16 protein-coding genes are annotated in these 16,114 nt (G+C 62.3%); 6 read left to right on the forward strand and 10 right to left on the reverse strand.

Annotation, left to right across the window (positions count from 1 at the left end; all coding sequences use genetic code 11):
- Nucleotides 1-8 precede the first annotated feature (8 nt).
- Entirely contained in the window at nucleotides 9-899 is an 891-nt protein-coding gene (gene ubiA / locus BLU26_RS12500) for a 4-hydroxybenzoate octaprenyltransferase (RefSeq protein WP_092287160.1), read from the reverse strand.
- A gap of 26 nt (nucleotides 900-925) precedes the next feature.
- Nucleotides 926-1,447 (reverse strand): chorismate--pyruvate lyase family protein, encoded by a 522-nt coding sequence (locus tag BLU26_RS12505; RefSeq protein WP_092287162.1) that lies wholly within the window; start codon nucleotides 1,445-1,447, stop codon nucleotides 926-928.
- A 191-nt stretch (nucleotides 1,448-1,638) separates the two neighbouring features.
- Between BLU26_RS12505 and BLU26_RS12510 the strand changes: the two genes are divergently transcribed.
- The 3 genes from BLU26_RS12510 (at nucleotide 1,639) to BLU26_RS12520 (ending at nucleotide 3,470) form a co-directional block, all read left to right on the forward strand.
- Nucleotides 1,639-1,806, forward strand: a complete 168-nt coding sequence (locus BLU26_RS12510; RefSeq protein ID WP_092287165.1) for a rubredoxin — start codon at nucleotides 1,639-1,641, stop codon at nucleotides 1,804-1,806.
- A 24-nt stretch (nucleotides 1,807-1,830) separates the two neighbouring features.
- Nucleotides 1,831-2,997 carry an NAD(P)/FAD-dependent oxidoreductase gene (locus BLU26_RS12515; RefSeq protein WP_092287167.1) on the forward strand — a complete coding sequence of 389 codons (1,167 nt, stop codon included), beginning with the start codon at nucleotides 1,831-1,833 and terminating at the stop codon, nucleotides 2,995-2,997.
- A gap of 200 nt (nucleotides 2,998-3,197) precedes the next feature.
- Nucleotides 3,198-3,470, forward strand: coding sequence for an HU family DNA-binding protein (locus BLU26_RS12520; protein ID WP_092287169.1), 273 nt, complete (start codon nucleotides 3,198-3,200; stop codon nucleotides 3,468-3,470).
- A gap of 63 nt (nucleotides 3,471-3,533) precedes the next feature.
- On the opposite strand, the gene BLU26_RS12525 is transcribed toward BLU26_RS12520, so the two are convergent.
- The 3 genes from BLU26_RS12525 to BLU26_RS12535 all read right to left on the reverse strand — a co-directional run bounded on the left by BLU26_RS12525 (nucleotide 3,534) and on the right by BLU26_RS12535 (nucleotide 8,032).
- Nucleotides 3,534-4,940, reverse strand: a complete 1,407-nt coding sequence (locus BLU26_RS12525; protein ID WP_092287171.1) for an aminoacyl-tRNA deacylase and HDOD domain-containing protein — start codon at nucleotides 4,938-4,940, stop codon at nucleotides 3,534-3,536.
- Between the two features lie 96 nt (nucleotides 4,941-5,036).
- Complete coding sequence (gene recG / locus BLU26_RS12530) at nucleotides 5,037-7,121, reverse strand: ATP-dependent DNA helicase RecG (protein WP_197674488.1); 2,085 nt, start codon at nucleotides 7,119-7,121, stop codon at nucleotides 5,037-5,039.
- Entirely contained in the window at nucleotides 7,118-8,032 is a 915-nt protein-coding gene (locus tag BLU26_RS12535; protein WP_092287175.1) for a hydrogen peroxide-inducible genes activator, read from the reverse strand. The genes recG and BLU26_RS12535 overlap by 4 nt, the downstream gene beginning before the upstream one ends.
- Nucleotides 8,033-8,183: 151 nt before the next feature.
- Between BLU26_RS12535 and BLU26_RS12540 the strand changes: the two genes are divergently transcribed.
- Entirely contained in the window at nucleotides 8,184-9,029 is an 846-nt protein-coding gene (locus tag BLU26_RS12540) for an NAD-dependent epimerase/dehydratase family protein (RefSeq protein WP_172830685.1), read from the forward strand.
- Between the two features lie 3 nt (nucleotides 9,030-9,032).
- On the opposite strand, the gene BLU26_RS12545 is transcribed toward BLU26_RS12540, so the two are convergent.
- Nucleotides 9,033-10,319 carry a PQQ-dependent sugar dehydrogenase gene (locus tag BLU26_RS12545; protein WP_092288478.1) on the reverse strand — a complete coding sequence of 429 codons (1,287 nt, stop codon included), beginning with the start codon at nucleotides 10,317-10,319 and terminating at the stop codon, nucleotides 9,033-9,035.
- Between the two features lie 214 nt (nucleotides 10,320-10,533).
- Here BLU26_RS12545 and BLU26_RS12550 point away from each other — a divergent pair, with 214 nt between their 5' ends.
- Complete coding sequence (locus BLU26_RS12550; RefSeq protein ID WP_092287177.1) at nucleotides 10,534-10,956, forward strand: OsmC family protein; 423 nt, start codon at nucleotides 10,534-10,536, stop codon at nucleotides 10,954-10,956.
- Nucleotides 10,957-11,119: 163 nt separating this feature from the next.
- Here BLU26_RS12550 and BLU26_RS12555 read toward each other — a convergent pair whose 3' ends face one another.
- The 4 genes from BLU26_RS12555 to gmk all read right to left on the reverse strand — a co-directional run bounded on the left by BLU26_RS12555 (nucleotide 11,120) and on the right by gmk (nucleotide 14,716).
- Nucleotides 11,120-11,500 (reverse strand): RidA family protein, encoded by a 381-nt coding sequence (locus BLU26_RS12555; RefSeq protein ID WP_092287179.1) that lies wholly within the window; start codon nucleotides 11,498-11,500, stop codon nucleotides 11,120-11,122.
- 15 nt (nucleotides 11,501-11,515) lie between these two features.
- Entirely contained in the window at nucleotides 11,516-13,663 is a 2,148-nt protein-coding gene (spoT, locus tag BLU26_RS12560; protein WP_092287181.1) for a bifunctional GTP diphosphokinase/guanosine-3',5'-bis pyrophosphate 3'-pyrophosphohydrolase, read from the reverse strand.
- 64 nt (nucleotides 13,664-13,727) lie between these two features.
- Nucleotides 13,728-13,985 (reverse strand): DNA-directed RNA polymerase subunit omega, encoded by a 258-nt coding sequence (gene rpoZ / locus BLU26_RS12565; protein WP_092287183.1) that lies wholly within the window; start codon nucleotides 13,983-13,985, stop codon nucleotides 13,728-13,730.
- A gap of 92 nt (nucleotides 13,986-14,077) precedes the next feature.
- Nucleotides 14,078-14,716, reverse strand: a complete 639-nt coding sequence (gmk, locus tag BLU26_RS12570) for a guanylate kinase (protein WP_092287186.1) — start codon at nucleotides 14,714-14,716, stop codon at nucleotides 14,078-14,080.
- 144 nt (nucleotides 14,717-14,860) lie between these two features.
- On the opposite strand from gmk, the gene BLU26_RS12575 reads away from it, so the two are divergent.
- Entirely contained in the window at nucleotides 14,861-16,114 is a 1,254-nt protein-coding gene (locus BLU26_RS12575; protein WP_092288480.1) for a DUF2254 domain-containing protein, read from the forward strand.

Below are 16,114 nucleotides of genomic sequence, written 5' to 3' on the forward strand. Positions count from 1 at the left end.
CGCCTTTTTCAGCCCAGCCAGTAGTCGAGCGCCAGGCCGATAAACACCAGCATGCCCGCCCAGTGATTGGACAGGAAAGCGCTCAGGCAGGCATCGGCGTCGCGCTCGCGGATCAGCCAGTGTTGCCAGGCAAAGCCGAGCACCATGCCCAGCAGGCCGAGGTAGTAGTACAGGCCCAGATCAAAGCGCGCGCCAACCAGCAGCAGGCAGAGCAGCGTCAGTCCCTGCAGCATGCCGATGATGGCGCGGTCTGCCTCGCCAAACAGGATGGCGGTGGACTTGATGCCGATGCGCAGGTCGTCTTCACGGTCGCACATGGCGTACTCAGTGTCATAGGCCACGGTCCACAGCAGGTTGGCCAGAAACAGCAGCCAGAGCGCCGGTGGCAGGCTGCCGGCTTCGGCGGCAAAGGCCATGGGTATCGCCCAGGAGAACGCCGCGCCCAGTACCACCTGCGGGTAGAACGTAAAGCGCTTGCAGAACGGGTACAGCGCGGCCAGCGCCACGCCACCGAACGACAGCAGGATGGTCAACTGGTTGGTGAACAGCACCAGTACCGCACTGAGCGCCACCAACACGGAAAACAGAATCAGCGCCTGTTTGGCGCTGATCCGGCCGGTGGCCAGTGGGCGTTGCTGGGTGCGCCGCACGTGCCCATCGAAATCGCGGTCAGCGTAGTCGTTGATCACACAACCGGCGGCGCGCATCAGAATCACACCAAGTACAAAGATGATCAGGTTGGCGGTGCCGGGTACGCCTTCGGCGGCCAGCCACAGTGCCCACAGGGTCGGCCAGAGCAGCAGGTAGGTGCCGATCGGGCGGTCGAGCCGCATCAGCTGAATATAGTCGTTGGCTTTCGGGTGCAGGCGCCCCAGCGGTTTGATCAGCAGACCCAGCAAGGTGTCACTCCAGACAGGATAAAGGTTCAGGTGCCGGCCGGTGGCCAGCCCTGCAAGAATACTTCACAAACCAGCAGCTGCAAGTCGCCGTCAGAAAAGTGTGAACGCCGTGCCCAAAGCCCCTCAGCCGCAAAGTCGCGAGGCAGCCAGGCGGCCGGGTAGCGGGCGATTTCGATGGGCCCACGGCGAATCTGCGGGTTACGAAACAGCAGGTGGCCCAGGCTGGTGGTACCCAGGCCGTTGAGCTCGACGGCAGCGCTGCCGAGGGCGCTGAGCGGTGCCACCGAGCGCGCAAATACCCTGGGCGCACCATCGGTGTGCAGCAGCACCTGACGCACCCACACCGGTTGCCCAGCAGCAATGCCGAGGGCCTGTGCTTCGTCGGCGCGTGCGGGTTGCTCCTCCTGGGCGAGCAGTTCAACCCGGAAATCATCATTGCCGGCGTCGGTCAGTCGCTGGGTCAGTGAGCCTTCGGCGCACAGCCAGTTGAACAGCGGAGCAGGGGGTAGTGCCGGGTGGCGATCGGCGGCAAACCAGTCGGGCAGCATTGCGAAAAAACATCTCCGGCGGGCGGTTGAACGGGTGCCCGGCAGAGTACCACGAAACACCGTTGCACCGCGCTGGCGCGCGCTGAGACGCAGTGTTGCAGGGCGCGTGCCGGTGGGCTGGCCTTGGACTTGCATCGCAATTGCGGTAGTGTCGCCAGCAGATTGATTCCAACTATATGTGGGTAGCAGCAATGAAGAAGTGGCAGTGCATCGTGTGTGGTTTTATTTACGACGAAGCCGAAGGCTGGCCGGATGACGGCATTGCCGCCGGCACGCCCTGGGAAGATGTCCCGGCAGACTGGATGTGTCCGGACTGCGGTGTGGGCAAGGAAGACTTTGAAATGATCGAGATCGGCTGACGCAAACAGCAGGGAGATACACAGGTGAGTGACGAGGCCCCGCTGGTTATCGTGGGCACTGGATTGGCGGGTTACAACCTGGCCAAGGAAGTGCGCAAGCTGGACACTGAGCGTGAACTCTTGCTGATTACCGCCGATGACGGCCGGTTTTATTCCAAGCCGTTGTTGTCCACCGGCTTCGCCAAGGCCAAGGAGGCCGACGAACTGGCAGCGCACAGCGCCGCCAGCATGGCCGAGCAGTTGAATGCTTGCGTGCTGGACCACACCCAGGTGACGGCAATTGATCCCCAGCAGCGCCTGCTGCGGCTGGGTGAGCGCCAGCAGGCCTACTCCGAGCTGGTGTTGGCGGTCGGCGCAGAACCACGCCGCCTGCCGTGGGCCGATGAGTTGGGCGAGCAGCTGCTGTCGATCAATGACCTGCATGACTACGGGCGTTTTCGCGCTGTATTGCAGGGCAAGCAGCGGGTGGTCATCATCGGTGCCGGCCTGATTGGCTGCGAGTTCGCCAATGATCTGGTGGCGGGTGGCTTTCAGGTGAGCGTGGTCGCCTCTGACCCTTACCTTATGCCGCAGCTGATTCCCGAACCGGTCGCCGCTGCCGTGCAGGCGCAGTTGGAAGCGCTGGGTGTGGTTTTTCATCTGGGCTGTGCCATCGAATCGCTGGAACCTAACGGGCATGGCGTGCAGCTGCGCCTGAATGACGGCAGCCAGGTCGATGCCGATCAGGCACTCTCAGCCATCGGGCTGGCGCCACGATTGGCATTGGCCGAGCAGGCGGGGTTGGAGCTCGGTCGCGGGATAGTGGTCGATCGGCATCTGGCGACCAGTCAGCCGCACATTTACGCGTTGGGCGACTGCGCCGAGGTACAGGGCCTGAACCTGATGTATGTAATGCCGCTGATGACGGCGGCGCGCGCGCTGGCCAAGACCCTGTGTGGTGAGCGCAGCGCCCTGAGTTACCCGGCGATGCCAGTGATGGTCAAGACCCCGGCTTGCCCGCTGGTTGTCGCGCCACCGCTGACGGCCGAGTCAGGGCACTGGGTTACGACGGGTGAAGGGACCGACCTGCAAGCGCTGTTTCACGATGAGCAGGGCCAGCTGCATGGCTTTGCCCTGACCGGCAGCCGGGTCGCTGAAAAGTTGAAACTGACGCGCGAGTTGCCGGGCTGGCTACTGCCGGCGGCCGGCTGAATGAGGCACTTTGGCCTTTTGTCGGGAAAATGTGGTTTGCGGCACGGCTTAAGCCCTATGGTGGCTGGCGTAATCGGATCAGTCGTGCCATGCTGAACGGGCTGTGGCAGAGCGCCTGGGCCTTGCGTCCGGGTGCCTAATCACTCCCGCTGCGAGGATGCGGCGGTAACAACAAAAACAACAGATTAATGAGGCTTTATATGCGTAAACCGGATCTCGCGGCGGCGATTGCCGACAAGGCTGACCTGAGCAAGGATCAGGCAAACCGAGTACTCAATGCCGTACTGGATGAAATCACTCAAGCCCTCAGCCGCCAGGATTCAGTGACCCTGGTTGGTTTTGGAACCTTCCTGCAACGTCATCGCGGTGCCCGCACCGGCAAGAACCCGCAAACCGGCGCTCCCGTTCAGATCAAAGCCAGTAACACAGTGTCTTTCAAGCCAGGTAAAAGTCTCAAAGACGCCGTCAACTGATTGCACTGCGTAACAGGGGCCGAGCCTCGGTCCCTGTTACCGTAAAGCCTTGTTCGCGGGCTTTCAGTTCGCCGCCTGATACTTGTTGACCAGCACCCGCAGCGCATCGCGCGCCTCCAGCACCTTGCCCACAACCTCTTCCGCCTTGTCTTCGCTCAGGCCGAGCCGTGCCAGCAGTGCGTCTGGAATTGGCATCTGTGGGCCCGAGCCGATCTGATGCCGGCTGAGCAGTGCCAGCGTCAGATACACCAGATTGGCATACACATGCTCTTCGCCCTGATAGTGCGGATTGTGCTGGTGGCGCAGGGCGATGCTGACTTCATCCGGCATGTCCCAGCAGCGTGACAGCCAGCTGCCGATCTGATCACGGGTTACCCCGATCAGGTGCTGCTCAATCAGATGAGGGGCCACATGGGGGTTGGCCTCAACGTGGCGGCAGATCATCTTGAAGTACGGCGGGAAGATGTAAGCTAGCACCAGATAACCAAAGTTGTGCAGCAGTCCGGCGAGGTAGTTCAGGCCCAGCTCAGGGCGCTTCTCGCGGGGCATGGCCTTGGCCAGTCCTTCGATTACCGCCGCGGTATAGATGGCCTGCTCCCAGTAGGGAGTACTGCGCTCGGGCGCATCTTTCGGCAGTTTGAAGGTCTTGCCCAGCGCCAGCCCCACGGCGAGGTTGATCACCAGATCAAAACCCAGCACCCGCCCAATGGCATCTTCTACCGAGCGAATCTTGCCGGGCGCGGCGTAATAGGGCGAGGCGGCCCAGCTGACCACCTGTGCGGCAAGGCTGGGATCGGTCTCCACCACATCGGCCAGATCCTCAACATCAGCATCGGGATTGACCCGCAGCTTCATGATCTTCTGCGCGGACTCTGGCAGCGGGGGGATTTCGATGGTCTCCTCCAGCCGCTGTTTCATGCGCAGGGCAGTGAAATTCTGCACCGCGTCGGTCAGGTCCTGGCTGTCCTGTTCGGGGCTGCCGGCCGGATCGTTCAAGCTGCTCAACGGCACCGCGAAGCGCGCCATGCTGGCCTTGGCCATCAGTGTGCGCGCATCGTTCTGGCTAAGTTGCAGGCACCAACCGGGCAGGCCGCTGTCGAGGCTCACGTAGTTATGGTCGAGCAGGCTCTGCTCGCATACGCAGGGCGAATTGAACAGGATTGGCAGGCCCGGTAACTCGCTCAGCTGGTGTTTGCTCAGAATGCGTTGCAGCTCGCCGTCGCGCACCGGCTGAAGGTCGCGCCCCAGCAGACTGCCAACGCGTTTCAGATCAAGCAGATGATCCTTCGGAATCAGTGACAGCACGGTGCCGATGCTGTCGCACAGCAGGCAGGCCTGCACCTGTTGGGCTACCGGCCCGGCATACTCGAGGGGCCGCAGTTGATAGGCAATGCCCTGCTGCTGCAGGAGTTTTTCAATAAGATCGGGCAGGCTGGTGCCGTGGGTGTCGCGGACTGCTTCAGTGGTCATTGCACTTTCCTTGATCCGTAGGCTGAGACGGGCTAAGGGTGTCAGGCTTTTCTTTGATCTTAGCATGGTAGTCTGACCCCCTGAGCATAGCTGGCCTCAGACCTGCGCAAAATGCTGGCCCTGGGCTATCCAGCGATCCAGCAATGGCTGTACATGGCCGGGGTGTTGGCTGGCCAGTTGTTGCGCCGCCTGTTGCACCGCGGGCAGCAGGTCGGCATCGCGCACAAGGTCGGCGACGCGAAATTGTACCAGCCCGGTCTGGCGGGTGCCGAGCACCTCGCCGGGGCCGCGCAGCGCCAGATCCTTCTCGGCAATCACGAAGCCGTCGCTGCTTTCACGCATGATGCCCAGACGCTCGCGGCCAAGAGCTGACAACGGCGCGTGGTACAGCAGTACGCAATGGCTGGCTGCGCTGCCGCGGCCGACGCGGCCGCGCAGCTGGTGCAGTTGCGCCAGCCCGAGACGCTCGGGGTTTTCGATCACCATCAGGCTGGCATTGGGTACATCCACGCCGACCTCAATGACGGTTGTTGCCACCAGCAAATGCAGATCGCCGCCCTTGAACGCTGCCATGATCTCGGCCTTCTCGGCAGCCTTCATGCGGCCGTGAATCAGCCCGATCGACAGTTCCGGCAGGCTGCTGCACAGATCCTCCCAGGCGCTTTCGGCGGCTTGCGCCTGTAACTGTTCGGACTCTTCAATCAGTGTGCAGACCCAGTAGGCCTGGCGCCCTTCGGCGCAGCCGGCGCGTACCCGCTCGATGACTTCGGGGCGGCGGCTATCGGACACCAGTACGGTGTTCACCGGCGTGCGCCCCGGTGGCAACTCATCCAGCACCGAGGTATCCAGGTCGGCGTAGGCGCTCATTGCCAGGGTCCGCGGGATAGGCGTGGCGGTCATGATCAACTGGTGCGGTGAGAAGCCGCCGGCGGCGCCCTTGTCGCGTAGCGCCAAGCGTTGCTGGACGCCAAAGCGGTGCTGCTCGTCGATGATCGCCAGCCCCAGATTGTGAAACTGGACCTCGTTCTGAAACAGCGCGTGGGTGCCCACCACCATCGCCGCTTCACCGGTGGCGATCATCTGTAACTGATTGGCGCGGGCCTTGCCCTTGAGCTTGCCGGCGACCCAGGCCACCGACAGGCCCAAAGCGGAAAACCAGCGCTGAAAGTTGTTGAAGTGCTGTTCGGCGAGAATTTCCGTGGGTGCCATGAGCGCCACCTGCCAACCGGCCTCGAGCGCCTGCAGGGCAGCCAGGGCGGCGACCACCGTTTTGCCGGCGCCGACGTCGCCCTGTACCAGCCGCAGCATGGGTTGGGGTTGGCGCAAGTCAGCCAGGATTTCAGCGGCGATGCGCGCCTGGGCGCCGGTCAACGGAAAGCCCAGTTGCTGCAAAAAGGCGCTGGCCAGGGTGCCTTCTGCCTGCATGACCGGGGCGCGGTGCGCGCGCATCTGGGCGCGTAAGCGCAGCATCGCCAACTGGTGTGCCATCAGCTCCTCAAAGGCGAGGCGGTGTTGGGCCCAGTGGCGGCCGTCCTGCAGCGCCTCAAGGTCAATGTCGGGCGGTGGGCGGTGCAGTATCTGTACGGCCTGATGCAGTGAGGAAAGCTGGTATTGGTCGGCCAGCGCCGGCGGCAGCCACTCCGGCAGATGGTTGCCGTTGGCCAGCCAAGCCAGTGCCGCCTCGCTGAGACTACGCAGGCGCTGCTGCGAGAGCCCTTCGGTAGCGGGGTAGATCGGCGTCAGGGTCTGGTTCACCGGCAGCGGCTCGGCGCCGTCCAGGTTTTGCATCTCGGGGTGATAGATTTCCAGCCCGGAGGCGCCCGGGCGCACTTCGCCATAGCAACGCCAATGGCTGCCGCGGCTCAGATTGGCCTTGAGCGCGGCGGAAAAATAATAGAAGCGCAGGCTGATGGTGCCGCTGCCGTCCTGAATGCGGCAAAGCAGGCTGCGGCGGCGCCCCATGACCACATCGGCGCCTACCACCACGCCCTCGATGACCGCGTCGAGCCCTGGTTGCAGCGCGCCGATGGGCGTCACCCGGGTGCGATCCTGGTAGCGCAGCGGTAGGTGGAAAAGCACGTCCTGCACGCTGTTCAGGCCGAGCTTGCCGAGCTTTTCTGCCAGTGCCGGGCCGATGCCCTTGAGCACGGTCAGCGGCGTGTGTTCGGCGACGCTACTCACTTGGGCGGCTGACCCACCGAGCACAGGCGAATCGAGTCGCTGAGCAGCTCTACGGCCTTGGGCCGCGGGAAGCTCGCGCGCCAGGCAATGGCGACGGTGCGGTAGGGCGCCGGCGCTGCAAAGCTCTTGGTCACCAGCAGCTCCGAGCTGTAGTAGCGATCATCAGCGGCCGACATGGGTAACACCGTCATGCCGATGCCGGAAGCGACCATATGCCGAATGGTTTCCAGCGAGCTGGATTCCACCGTGGTGTGCTTGTGTTGCTCATCACCCTTGCGCAGCGTGGGGCAGGCCTCCAGCACCTGATCGCGGAAGCAGTGACCCTCGCCGAGCAGCAGCAGCTTGTTGTCGTCCAGCTCATCCAGGGTGACGCTGGTGCGCTCTGCCCAGGGGTGGCTGGCAGGAATCAGCAGGCTGAACGGCTCGTCGTACAGCGGCATAGTTAGTACGTCCGGTTCCTGGAAGGGCAGCGCGATGATGATCGCGTCCAGGTCGCCGTTGCGCAGCTTGTCGCGCAGTACGTGGGTAAAGTTTTCCTCGATGTACAGCGGCATTTCCGGCGCCACCCGGTGCAGCTGCGGCACCAGGTGCGGGAACAGGTACGGCCCGATGGTGTAGATGGCGCCCACCTTGAGCGGCGCGGCCAGCTGATTTTTGCCGGCGCTGGCCAGCTCGCGAATGGCCAAGGCTTCTTCCAATACCTTCTGCGCCTGGGCCACGATGCGCTCACCAATCGGGGTCACCCGCACCGCGCTTTTGCTGCGTTCGAAAATCATGATGCCCAGTTCTTCTTCCAGCTTCTTCACCCCCACGCTGAGTGTTGGCTGGGACACATGGCAGCGTTCGGCGGCGTGGCCGAAATGCTGTTCTTGGGCGAGGGTGACTATGTAGCGTAATTCGGTCAGGGTCATGACGTCGCGGCCTGCGCTGGCAACTGGGAAGGGTCGGGCTCTAGCATAGCCCTTTGGTCGATAGAGTAAAACAATCAGGCGACGGCGCATGCAAGGTTATCTCTGCCGCAGGGGCTGCTAGAGTGTGCCCTTGGCACTCATCAACGAGGTGATTATGAAACAGGTGGTCATTGCCGGTTGTGGCGATGTGGGTAGCGCGTTGGGGTTGCAGCTGCAGGCACGCGGTTGGCAGGTATACGGATTGCGCCGTGACCCCTCGGCGCTGCCGGACGGCATTCTGCCCATCGCGGCCGATCTGACCCAGGCGACCAAACCAGCGGACTGGCCGGCCAAGGTCGACTACCTGGTCTACTGCCCGGCGGCCGGCAAACGTGACGCGGCGCTGTATCAGCGCCTGTATGTCGAAGGTTTGCAACATGTGCTGGGTTGGATCAAGGACAGCCGGCAGCGCTTGCAGTACCTGCTGCAGGTATCAAGTACCGGCGTTTACGCCCAGGCGGACGGCGAATGGGTTACCGAAAACAGCCGCGCGGAGGCGGATTCAGCGACCGCGAAACAACTGTTGGCAGCCGAAGACGTGGCGCTGCGTAGCGGCGTGCCGGCCAGCGTGGTCCGCCTGGGTGGCATCTATGGGCCGGGGCGCAACCGCTTGATCGAGCAGGTACGCACGGGCTTGCAGGTGCCGGAAGAGCCGCCGCAGTACACCAACCGTATTCATCGTGACGATGCCGCCGGCCTGCTCGCGCATCTGCTGGCGCTGGCCGAGCGGCGTGAGCTCTTGGCGCCCTGCTATTTGGGCGTGGACGACGACCCGGCCAGCCTGTTTGAGGTCACCAACTGGCTGGCCGGGCAGCTGGGTACCAGCCTGCAACCGGACGGCCCGCGTTCGACCCGCAGTGGCAGCAAGCGTTGCAGCAACGAGCTGGCCCGCGAATCCGGCTGGCATCCGGCGTATCCCAGTTACCGCGAAGGTTACGCCGAGCTGCTCAAGGGTTGAGGCTCAAGGCTGGGCGCTGCTGACCCGCCAGATGACGTTGCCGACGTCATCGGCCACCAGCAGCGCGCCTTCGCCGTCTATGGCAACGCCGACCGGGCGCCCTTGCGCCTCGCCCTGTTCATTCAGGAACCCGTCCAGCACGGTGTAGGGCGCGTCGTTCGGTCGCCCCTCCTTGAACGGCACAAACAGCACCTGATAACCGCTGTGCGGCTCGCGGTTCCAGGAACCGTGCTGGCCGATAAACAAGCCTTCGGTGAAGGGCGCAGGCAGGCGGCTGCCCACGGCGTTGCTCAAACCCAGCGAGGCGGTGTGTGAACCCAGGGCATAATCCGGTACCAGCGCCTTGGCGACCAGCTCAGGATTTTGCGGCGTCACCCGCTCATCCAGATGCTGACCAAAGTAGCTGAAGGGCCAGCCATAGAAGCCGCCATCCTGTACCGAGGTCATGTAATCCGGTACCAGATCGTTGCCCAGGCCGTCGCGCTCGTTGACTACCGTCCAGAGCGCGCCGCTGTGCGGCTCCCACGCCATGCCCACCGGGTTGCGCAGGCCGCTGGCAAACAACCGCTTGCTGCCGTCGGCGGGGTTGATTTCCCAGATGGCGGCGCGGCCCTGCTCATGCGCCAACCCGTTCTCGGCCACGTTACTGTTGGAACCCACAGCGGCGTACAGTCTGCTGCCGTCCGGGCTGGCGATCAGGTTCTTGGTCCAGTGATGGTTCAGCGCCCCGGCGGGCAGGCTGGTAATGAGCTCACCGGGTGCGGTGATCTGTGTCTGATCAGCGCGGTACGGGAAGCGCAGCACGCCATCGGTGTTGGCTACGTAAAGGTCGTTGCCGACCAGTGCCATGCCAAATGGTGAGTGCAGGCCGGCGATAAACACCGTGCGCTGGTCGACCACGCCGTCGCCATTGCTGTCGCGCAGTAGGCTGATGCGATCGGCGCTCGGTGTGGCAGCACCCGCCTTGGCCATGGCTTTCTTGGTCAGCCAGGCCTTCACTCCGCCGTCATCCTCGGGCTTGGCGGGGGCGTTGCTTTCAGCCACCAGCACATCGCCATTGGGCAGCACGTGCAGCCAGCGTGGATGATCCAGACCGCCGGCAAACGCGTGCACCTGCAAGCCCTTGCCGGCTTGCGGTTTGGCACCGGCCGACCAACCGACCGCAGGCGCGATATTCACAATGGGCAGCAAGCCGGCTTGTGGTTCGGGCAGGGCAGGGTGCGGACCCATGCCGGCGGTGATCGGCAAGGCCGGTTGGTTGCCGCTGCAACCGCTGAGGATTAGCGCCATACCAAGCAATGGCAGATAGACGCGCGGGGAATTATTCACGGGATTTCCTTGTCGGTGTTAAGGCAGCCGGAGAAAAGCTCAGTTTAGGTGAGCTGCTGGAGAACCTCTATCACTGACCCTTTCAGGGTAGGGATGTTCACCCGGCTGGCTCGATTCCGCATGACGCCGCTGGTCAATCGGCTAGCGGCGCAACTCGCAAAACGAGGAGATACAGATGAAAAAGTCAGCATCCGCGCATTGGGAAGGCTCGCTGAAGGAAGGTAAAGGCACGATTTCTACCGAGAGCGGTGCGCTCAAGGCCAACCCTTACGGTTTCAACACCCGCTTTGAAGATCAACCAGGTACCAATCCCGAAGAGTTGATTGGCGCGGCGCATGCCGGCTGCTTTTCGATGGCCTTTTCCATGTTGCTGGGCGAGGCCGGGTATACCCCGGACAGCGTCGACACCAAAGCGGTGGTCACGCTGAGCAAGCAGGACGATGGCTTTGCCGTCACCGCGGTAGCGCTGACCATGAACGCGGTGATTCCGGGTATCGAGCAGAAAGAGTTTGATGAAATTGCCGGCAAGGCCAAGAGTGGTTGCCCGATCTCCAAGCTGTTGAATGCCGACATCAGCCTTGAGGCGAAGCTCGGCTAACGCGGCGCCGCCAGCTGCAAGCCTTAAGCTTTATGCTTCAAGCAAAAAGCAGGCTTGTGTTGGCGTGAGGGTAGTGAGGCTATTTCAAGCTGAAAAAAAACCGCGCGGTTTCGACCTGCGCGGTTTTTTTTCAGCTTTCAGTTTTCAGCTCGGGAGGCGAACGTCAGCCCACTACCATAATCCCGTCCATTTCTACCGGCACGCCCTTGGGCAGCGCGGCAACGCCAATCGCGGCGCGGGCCGGGTAGGGCTTTTCGAAGTAACGCTCCATGATCTCGTTGACCGTGGTGAAGTTGCTCAGATCGGTCAGGAAGATATTCAGCTTAACGATATCCTGCAGCTTGCCACCGGCGGCTTCGGCAACGGCGGTCAGGTTGTCGAATACGCGGCAGACCTGGGCTTCAAAGCCTTCAACCACTTCCATGGTGGCGGGGTCGAGCGGAATCTGGCCAGACAGGTAAACCGTGTTACCCACCTTGATGGCCTGGGAATAGGGCCCGATAGCGGCAGGTGCCTGCTCGCTGGTGATGACTTGCTTGTTCATGTGTGCTCCGGAAAATCAGTTTTTCAGACGGGTAATACGCATCACGCCGTTGAGCGAGCGAATGCGTTTGATGAGTTGTGACAGGTGCAGGCGGTCGCGCACCCGGATAACCAGTTGAACCACGCTGATACGACCGTCGCGTTCGTCCACGCTGATCTTGTCGATACTGGCGTCGGCGACGGTGATGCCGGTAGCCAGCTGGGCAATAATGCCGCGCTGGTGTTCCAGCTCCACCCTGAGTTCAACGGTAAATTCGCCGCTGACATCCTTGTCCCAGGTCAGATGCATGGTCTTTTCGGTGTTGTGGCGGCTGTCGACCAGGTTTTTACAGTTCTCCTGATGGATAACCATACCTTTGCCGGAAGACAGATAACCCACAATCGGGTCGCCCGGAATCGGGTTACAGCAGCGCGCGAAGCTGACCACCAGGCCTTCGGTGCCGCGGATTGCCAGCGGACTTTCGCCACTGCCGGTGTCGTCCGGGCTCTGGTCGATACGTTGTTTTTCTGTCTCTTCTACGCCGCCGTCCGCCGCCAGTAGCCGGCGTGCGACCACATACGCCATGCGGTTGCCCAGGCCGATGTCCGACAGCAGGTCTTCCAGGTGCTCCATGCCGCAGTCCTTCAACACCCGGTCAATGCGCGGCTGCGGAATCTCGCCCAGGTGGGTATCAAAGCTGGTCAGCACCTTGTCGAGTAGCCGCTCGCCCAGGGCGATGGATTCGGAATGACGCTGATGCTTGAGAAAGTGACGGATGTTGCTACGCGCCTTGCCGGTAATCACGAAGCTCAGCCAAGCGGGGTTGGGCCTGGCGCCAGGCGCGGTGATGACTTCGACGGTCTCGCCGCTTTGCAGCGGTTCGGAGAGCGGGGCTAGCCGCCGGTTGACGCGACAGGCAATGCAGCTGTTGCCCACATCGGTATGGACGGCGTAGGCAAAGTCGACCGGAGTCGACCCCTTGGGCAGCTCCATGATGCGGCCTTTGGGGGTGAAGATGTAGACTTCGTCGGGGAACAGGTCGATCTTGACGTTTTCGATGAACTCCAGCGAGTTACCGGCGTTCTGCTGCAGCTCGAGCACGCTTTTGAGCCACTGGCGGGTGCGCGCGTGATTACCGTTGATCACGTCGTCCTTGGATTTGTACACCCAGTGCGCGGCGATGCCGCTATTGGCCAGCTCTTCCATCTCTTCGGTGCGAATCTGAATCTCGATCGGTACCCCGTGCATGCCGAACAGCGTGGTATGCAGTGACTGGTAGCCGTTCGCCTTGGGGATCGCGATGTAGTCCTTGAAGCGGCCGGGGAAGGGCTTGTACAGGCTGTGCACGGCGCCGAGGACGCGGTAGCAGGTGTCGGCCTTGTCGACGATGATGCGGAAGGCGTAGACATCCATGATCTCGGTAAAGGCCTTACGCTTGCCGCGCATCTTTTGATAAATGCCGTACAGGTGTTTCTCGCGGCCCATCACCTTGCCCTGCAGGCCTTCGCGCTCGAGGCAGGCCTGCAGTGAATCAAGAATGCGGTTGAGCAGCTCCTTGCGGTTGCCCCGGGCACTGCGTACGGCGCGGTCGATCAGCTGCGAGCGCATCGGATACATGGCCTTGAAGCCAAGGTCTTCGAACTCGGTGCTCAGGCTGTGCATGCCCAGGCGTGCGGCGATGGGCGCGTAGATCTCCAGGGTTTCCTTGGCGATGCGGCGGCGCTTTTCCGGCGCCAGAGCGCCCAGGGTGCGCATGTTGTGCAGGCGGTCGGCCAGCTTGACCAGGATCACGCGAATATCGCGCGCCATCGCCAGGGCCATTTTCTGGAAGTTCTCGGCCTGCGCTTCGGCCTTGGTCTCGAAGGTCATCTGGGTCAGCTTGCTGACGCCATCAACCAGTTCGGCCACGGTGTCGCCAAACTGCGCGACCAGCGCATCCTTTGGTATGCCGGTGTCTTCGATCACATCGTGCAGCATGGCCGCCATCAGGCTCTGATGGTCCATGTGCATGTCGGCCAGGATATGGGCTACTGCGAGGGGGTGGGTGACGTAGGGCTCACCGCTGCGACGGGTCTGACCGTCGTGCGCCTGTTCGGCGTAGAAATACGCGCGCCGGACCAGGTTGACCTGCTCCGGCTCAAGATAACTGCCGAGGTTGTCGGCAAAGACTTCTATCGCAGACATGTAGCTCTCCCGCGTCCACCGAGGTGGACGTATACGTCAGGAATGCCCGGCCTGCGCAATCTGCTTACTCGGCCTCGTCGGCTTCCAGCGAGTACAGAGGTTCTTGCTGATCCTGCAGGGCTTCTTCAGCCATGATCTGATTGGTCACCAGACCTTCAGCAATTTCGCGCAGGGCAACCACGGTCGGCTTGTCGTTTTCCAGGGCTACCTTGGCATCTTTGCCGCCGGTCGCCAGCTGACGTGAACGCTTGGAGGCCAGCATGACCAGCTCAAAACGGTTTTCTACATTTTCCAGGCAGTCTTCAACGGTGACGCGGGCCATGGTGTTACTCCGGAACGGGTATCTGTGAAATCGGGTTGCGTGCAATCAAGGTTGCTTGGCAACGGCTTGATAGTAACGCAGGACCGAGCAGTTTACTTAATTGCGCCTCCATCTGACAAGAGCGCCTGCAACAGGCGGGTGTGGCGCGATTGCTGTGAGCTGGTCTGCAGATGCTTGGCGCGCAGGATGGCCTTGAGGTCATCGAGCGCCGTGGTGAAGTCGTCGTTGATCACCAGGCTGTCGAATTCCACGTAGTGGCTCATCTCGGCCACGGCCTCGGCCATGCGCTTGTCGATCACTTCGCCGGCGTCCTGGCCACGTTGGGTCAAACGCTCGCGCAGGGCGCTCTGTGACGGCGGCAGAATGAAGATGGAGTGTGCCTGCGGCAGCTTGTGACGTACCTGCTGCGCGCCTTGCCAGTCGATCTCGAGGATCAGGTCATGGCCTTCGGCAAGAGTATTTTCAACCGTGCTCTGCGACGTGCCGTAAAGGTTGCCGAAAACTTCGGCGTGCTCCAGAAAGTCCCCGTGGCCAACCAGCTCCATGAAGCGCTCGCGGCTGGTGAAGTGATAGTTGACGCCGTCTGCCTCGCCGGGGCGCATGGCGCGCGTGGTATGCGACACCGACACGTGCAGGTTTTCGGTCTGCTCGAGCAGCGCTTTGACCAGGCTGGTCTTGCCTGCACCGGAAGGGGCGGAAACGATGTACAGGGTGCCGGTGGCGTGGCTCATCAGAAACAATTTCCTGCGGGTCGATTGAGGGGGGAATGGCGCAAATTATAGGGAGTTTGCTCGCCGCCGTCATGGGTAACCTTTGTTGGGCGCATTCCGTTAAGCTTGAGCTTCAGTGAAATGGCAAACAAGGTGCGCTTCGATATGATCTCCAAATGGCAGTGGTTGCTGGCGCAGTTGACCCGCATGCTCTGGGTGCGGGCATCCCTGTTTGCCCTGCTGGCGGTGCTTGCCGCGTTGCTGGCCACCGCGGCCGACCGGGTGATGCCTGAGGGTTTGCCGCTCAGCATTGGCGCTGAATCGGTGGAGCCGATTCTGAATATCCTCGCTTCCAGCATGCTGACCGTCACCACCTTTTCGTTGACCGTCATGGTCTCGGCCTACGCTGCCGCCACCACCAGCGTGACGCCCCGCGGTGTGCGGTTACTGATGCAGGACACCACCACGCAGAACGTGCTGGGTACCTTTCTGGGCTCGTTCCTGTTCAGTCTGGTGGCGATCATCGCCTTGAGCACGAACGCCTACGGCGAGCGCGGGCGCATCGTGCTATTTGCCTTCACCTTGCTGGTCATACTCATCATTGTGGTCACCATGCTGCGCTGGATCGACCATCTGTCACGCTTTGGCCGCGTGGGAGATACCACCGACCGGGTCGAGCAGGCGACCCTGGCGGCCTTGCAGAACCGCGTCGACAACCCCTGCATGGGCGCGCGACCCTGGCTGGATGGTGTTCTACCGGCCGATGTGGTGCCGATCTACGCCGATTGCGTGGGTTACGTTCAGCATGTGGATGTAGAAAAGCTGCAGGAGGCGGTGGCCACACAAGACTTGCAGGTGCATGTCACCACGCTGCCCGGCGGCTTTGTCGATGCTGGGCGTGCCCTGGCCTGGGTGGGCGCCGCCGCAGATGTGCAAACGCGCAATGAGCTGAGCGCCGCCTTTACCGTCGGCAAGGAACGCTCCTTCGATCAGGACCCGCGTTTCGGCCTGGCGGTCTTGGCGGAAATTGCCTCTCGCGCGCTGTCGCCGGCAATGAACGATCCCGGTACCGCGATCGACGTGGTCGGTCGGGGTGTGCGTACGCTGTCGTGCTGGCCTGCCGACCCGGGTACCGTCCTGTCCAAGGCCATACACTACCCGCAAGTGAGCGTGCCGCCGCTGGCATTGGGTGATTTGTTCGACGATGTATTTGCCCCCATTGCCCGTGACGGCGCCAGCCTGCTCGAGGTGCAGTCGCGGCTGCAAAAGGCCTATGCGGGGCTGGCGGCCAAAGGCGGCAGTTTTCAGGCAGAGGCGCAGCGGCATGCCGCGCTGGCGCTCAAACGCGCCGAAACTGCGATGACGCTGGAGGAGGATCTGGCCAGGGTACGCGCGCTTGCGGCGCCGCTGGTGAGTTGA

This window comes from Halopseudomonas sabulinigri, from assembly GCF_900105255.1.
GTDB lineage: Bacteria > Pseudomonadota > Gammaproteobacteria > Pseudomonadales > Pseudomonadaceae > Halopseudomonas > Halopseudomonas sabulinigri.

What these genes read in the sequence shown, in the direction of transcription:
- BLU26_RS12550 (WP_092287177.1), top strand. Translation starts at nt 10,534, where the DNA reads ATGAAAAAGTCAGCATCCGCGCATTGGGAAGGCTCGCTGAAGGAAGGT.
- BLU26_RS12575 (WP_092288480.1), top strand. Translation starts at nt 14,861, where the DNA reads ATGATCTCCAAATGGCAGTGGTTGCTGGCGCAGTTGACCCGCATGCTC.
- BLU26_RS12535 (WP_092287175.1), bottom strand. Translation starts at nt 8,032, where the DNA reads ATGACCCTGACCGAATTACGCTACATAGTCACCCTCGCCCAAGAACAG.
- BLU26_RS12525 (WP_092287171.1), bottom strand. Translation starts at nt 4,940, where the DNA reads ATGACCACTGAAGCAGTCCGCGACACCCACGGCACCAGCCTGCCCGAT.
- BLU26_RS12520 (WP_092287169.1), top strand. Translation starts at nt 3,198, where the DNA reads ATGCGTAAACCGGATCTCGCGGCGGCGATTGCCGACAAGGCTGACCTG.
- BLU26_RS12545 (WP_092288478.1), bottom strand. Translation starts at nt 10,319, where the DNA reads ATGGCGCTAATCCTCAGCGGTTGCAGCGGCAACCAACCGGCCTTGCCG.
- spoT (WP_092287181.1), bottom strand. Translation starts at nt 13,663, where the DNA reads ATGTCTGCGATAGAAGTCTTTGCCGACAACCTCGGCAGTTATCTTGAG.
- BLU26_RS12505 (WP_092287162.1), bottom strand. Translation starts at nt 1,447, where the DNA reads ATGCTGCCCGACTGGTTTGCCGCCGATCGCCACCCGGCACTACCCCCT.
- BLU26_RS12510 (WP_092287165.1), top strand. Translation starts at nt 1,639, where the DNA reads ATGAAGAAGTGGCAGTGCATCGTGTGTGGTTTTATTTACGACGAAGCC.
- BLU26_RS12555 (WP_092287179.1), bottom strand. Translation starts at nt 11,500, where the DNA reads ATGAACAAGCAAGTCATCACCAGCGAGCAGGCACCTGCCGCTATCGGG.
- rpoZ (WP_092287183.1), bottom strand. Translation starts at nt 13,985, where the DNA reads ATGGCCCGCGTCACCGTTGAAGACTGCCTGGAAAATGTAGAAAACCGT.
- gmk (WP_092287186.1), bottom strand. Translation starts at nt 14,716, where the DNA reads ATGAGCCACGCCACCGGCACCCTGTACATCGTTTCCGCCCCTTCCGGT.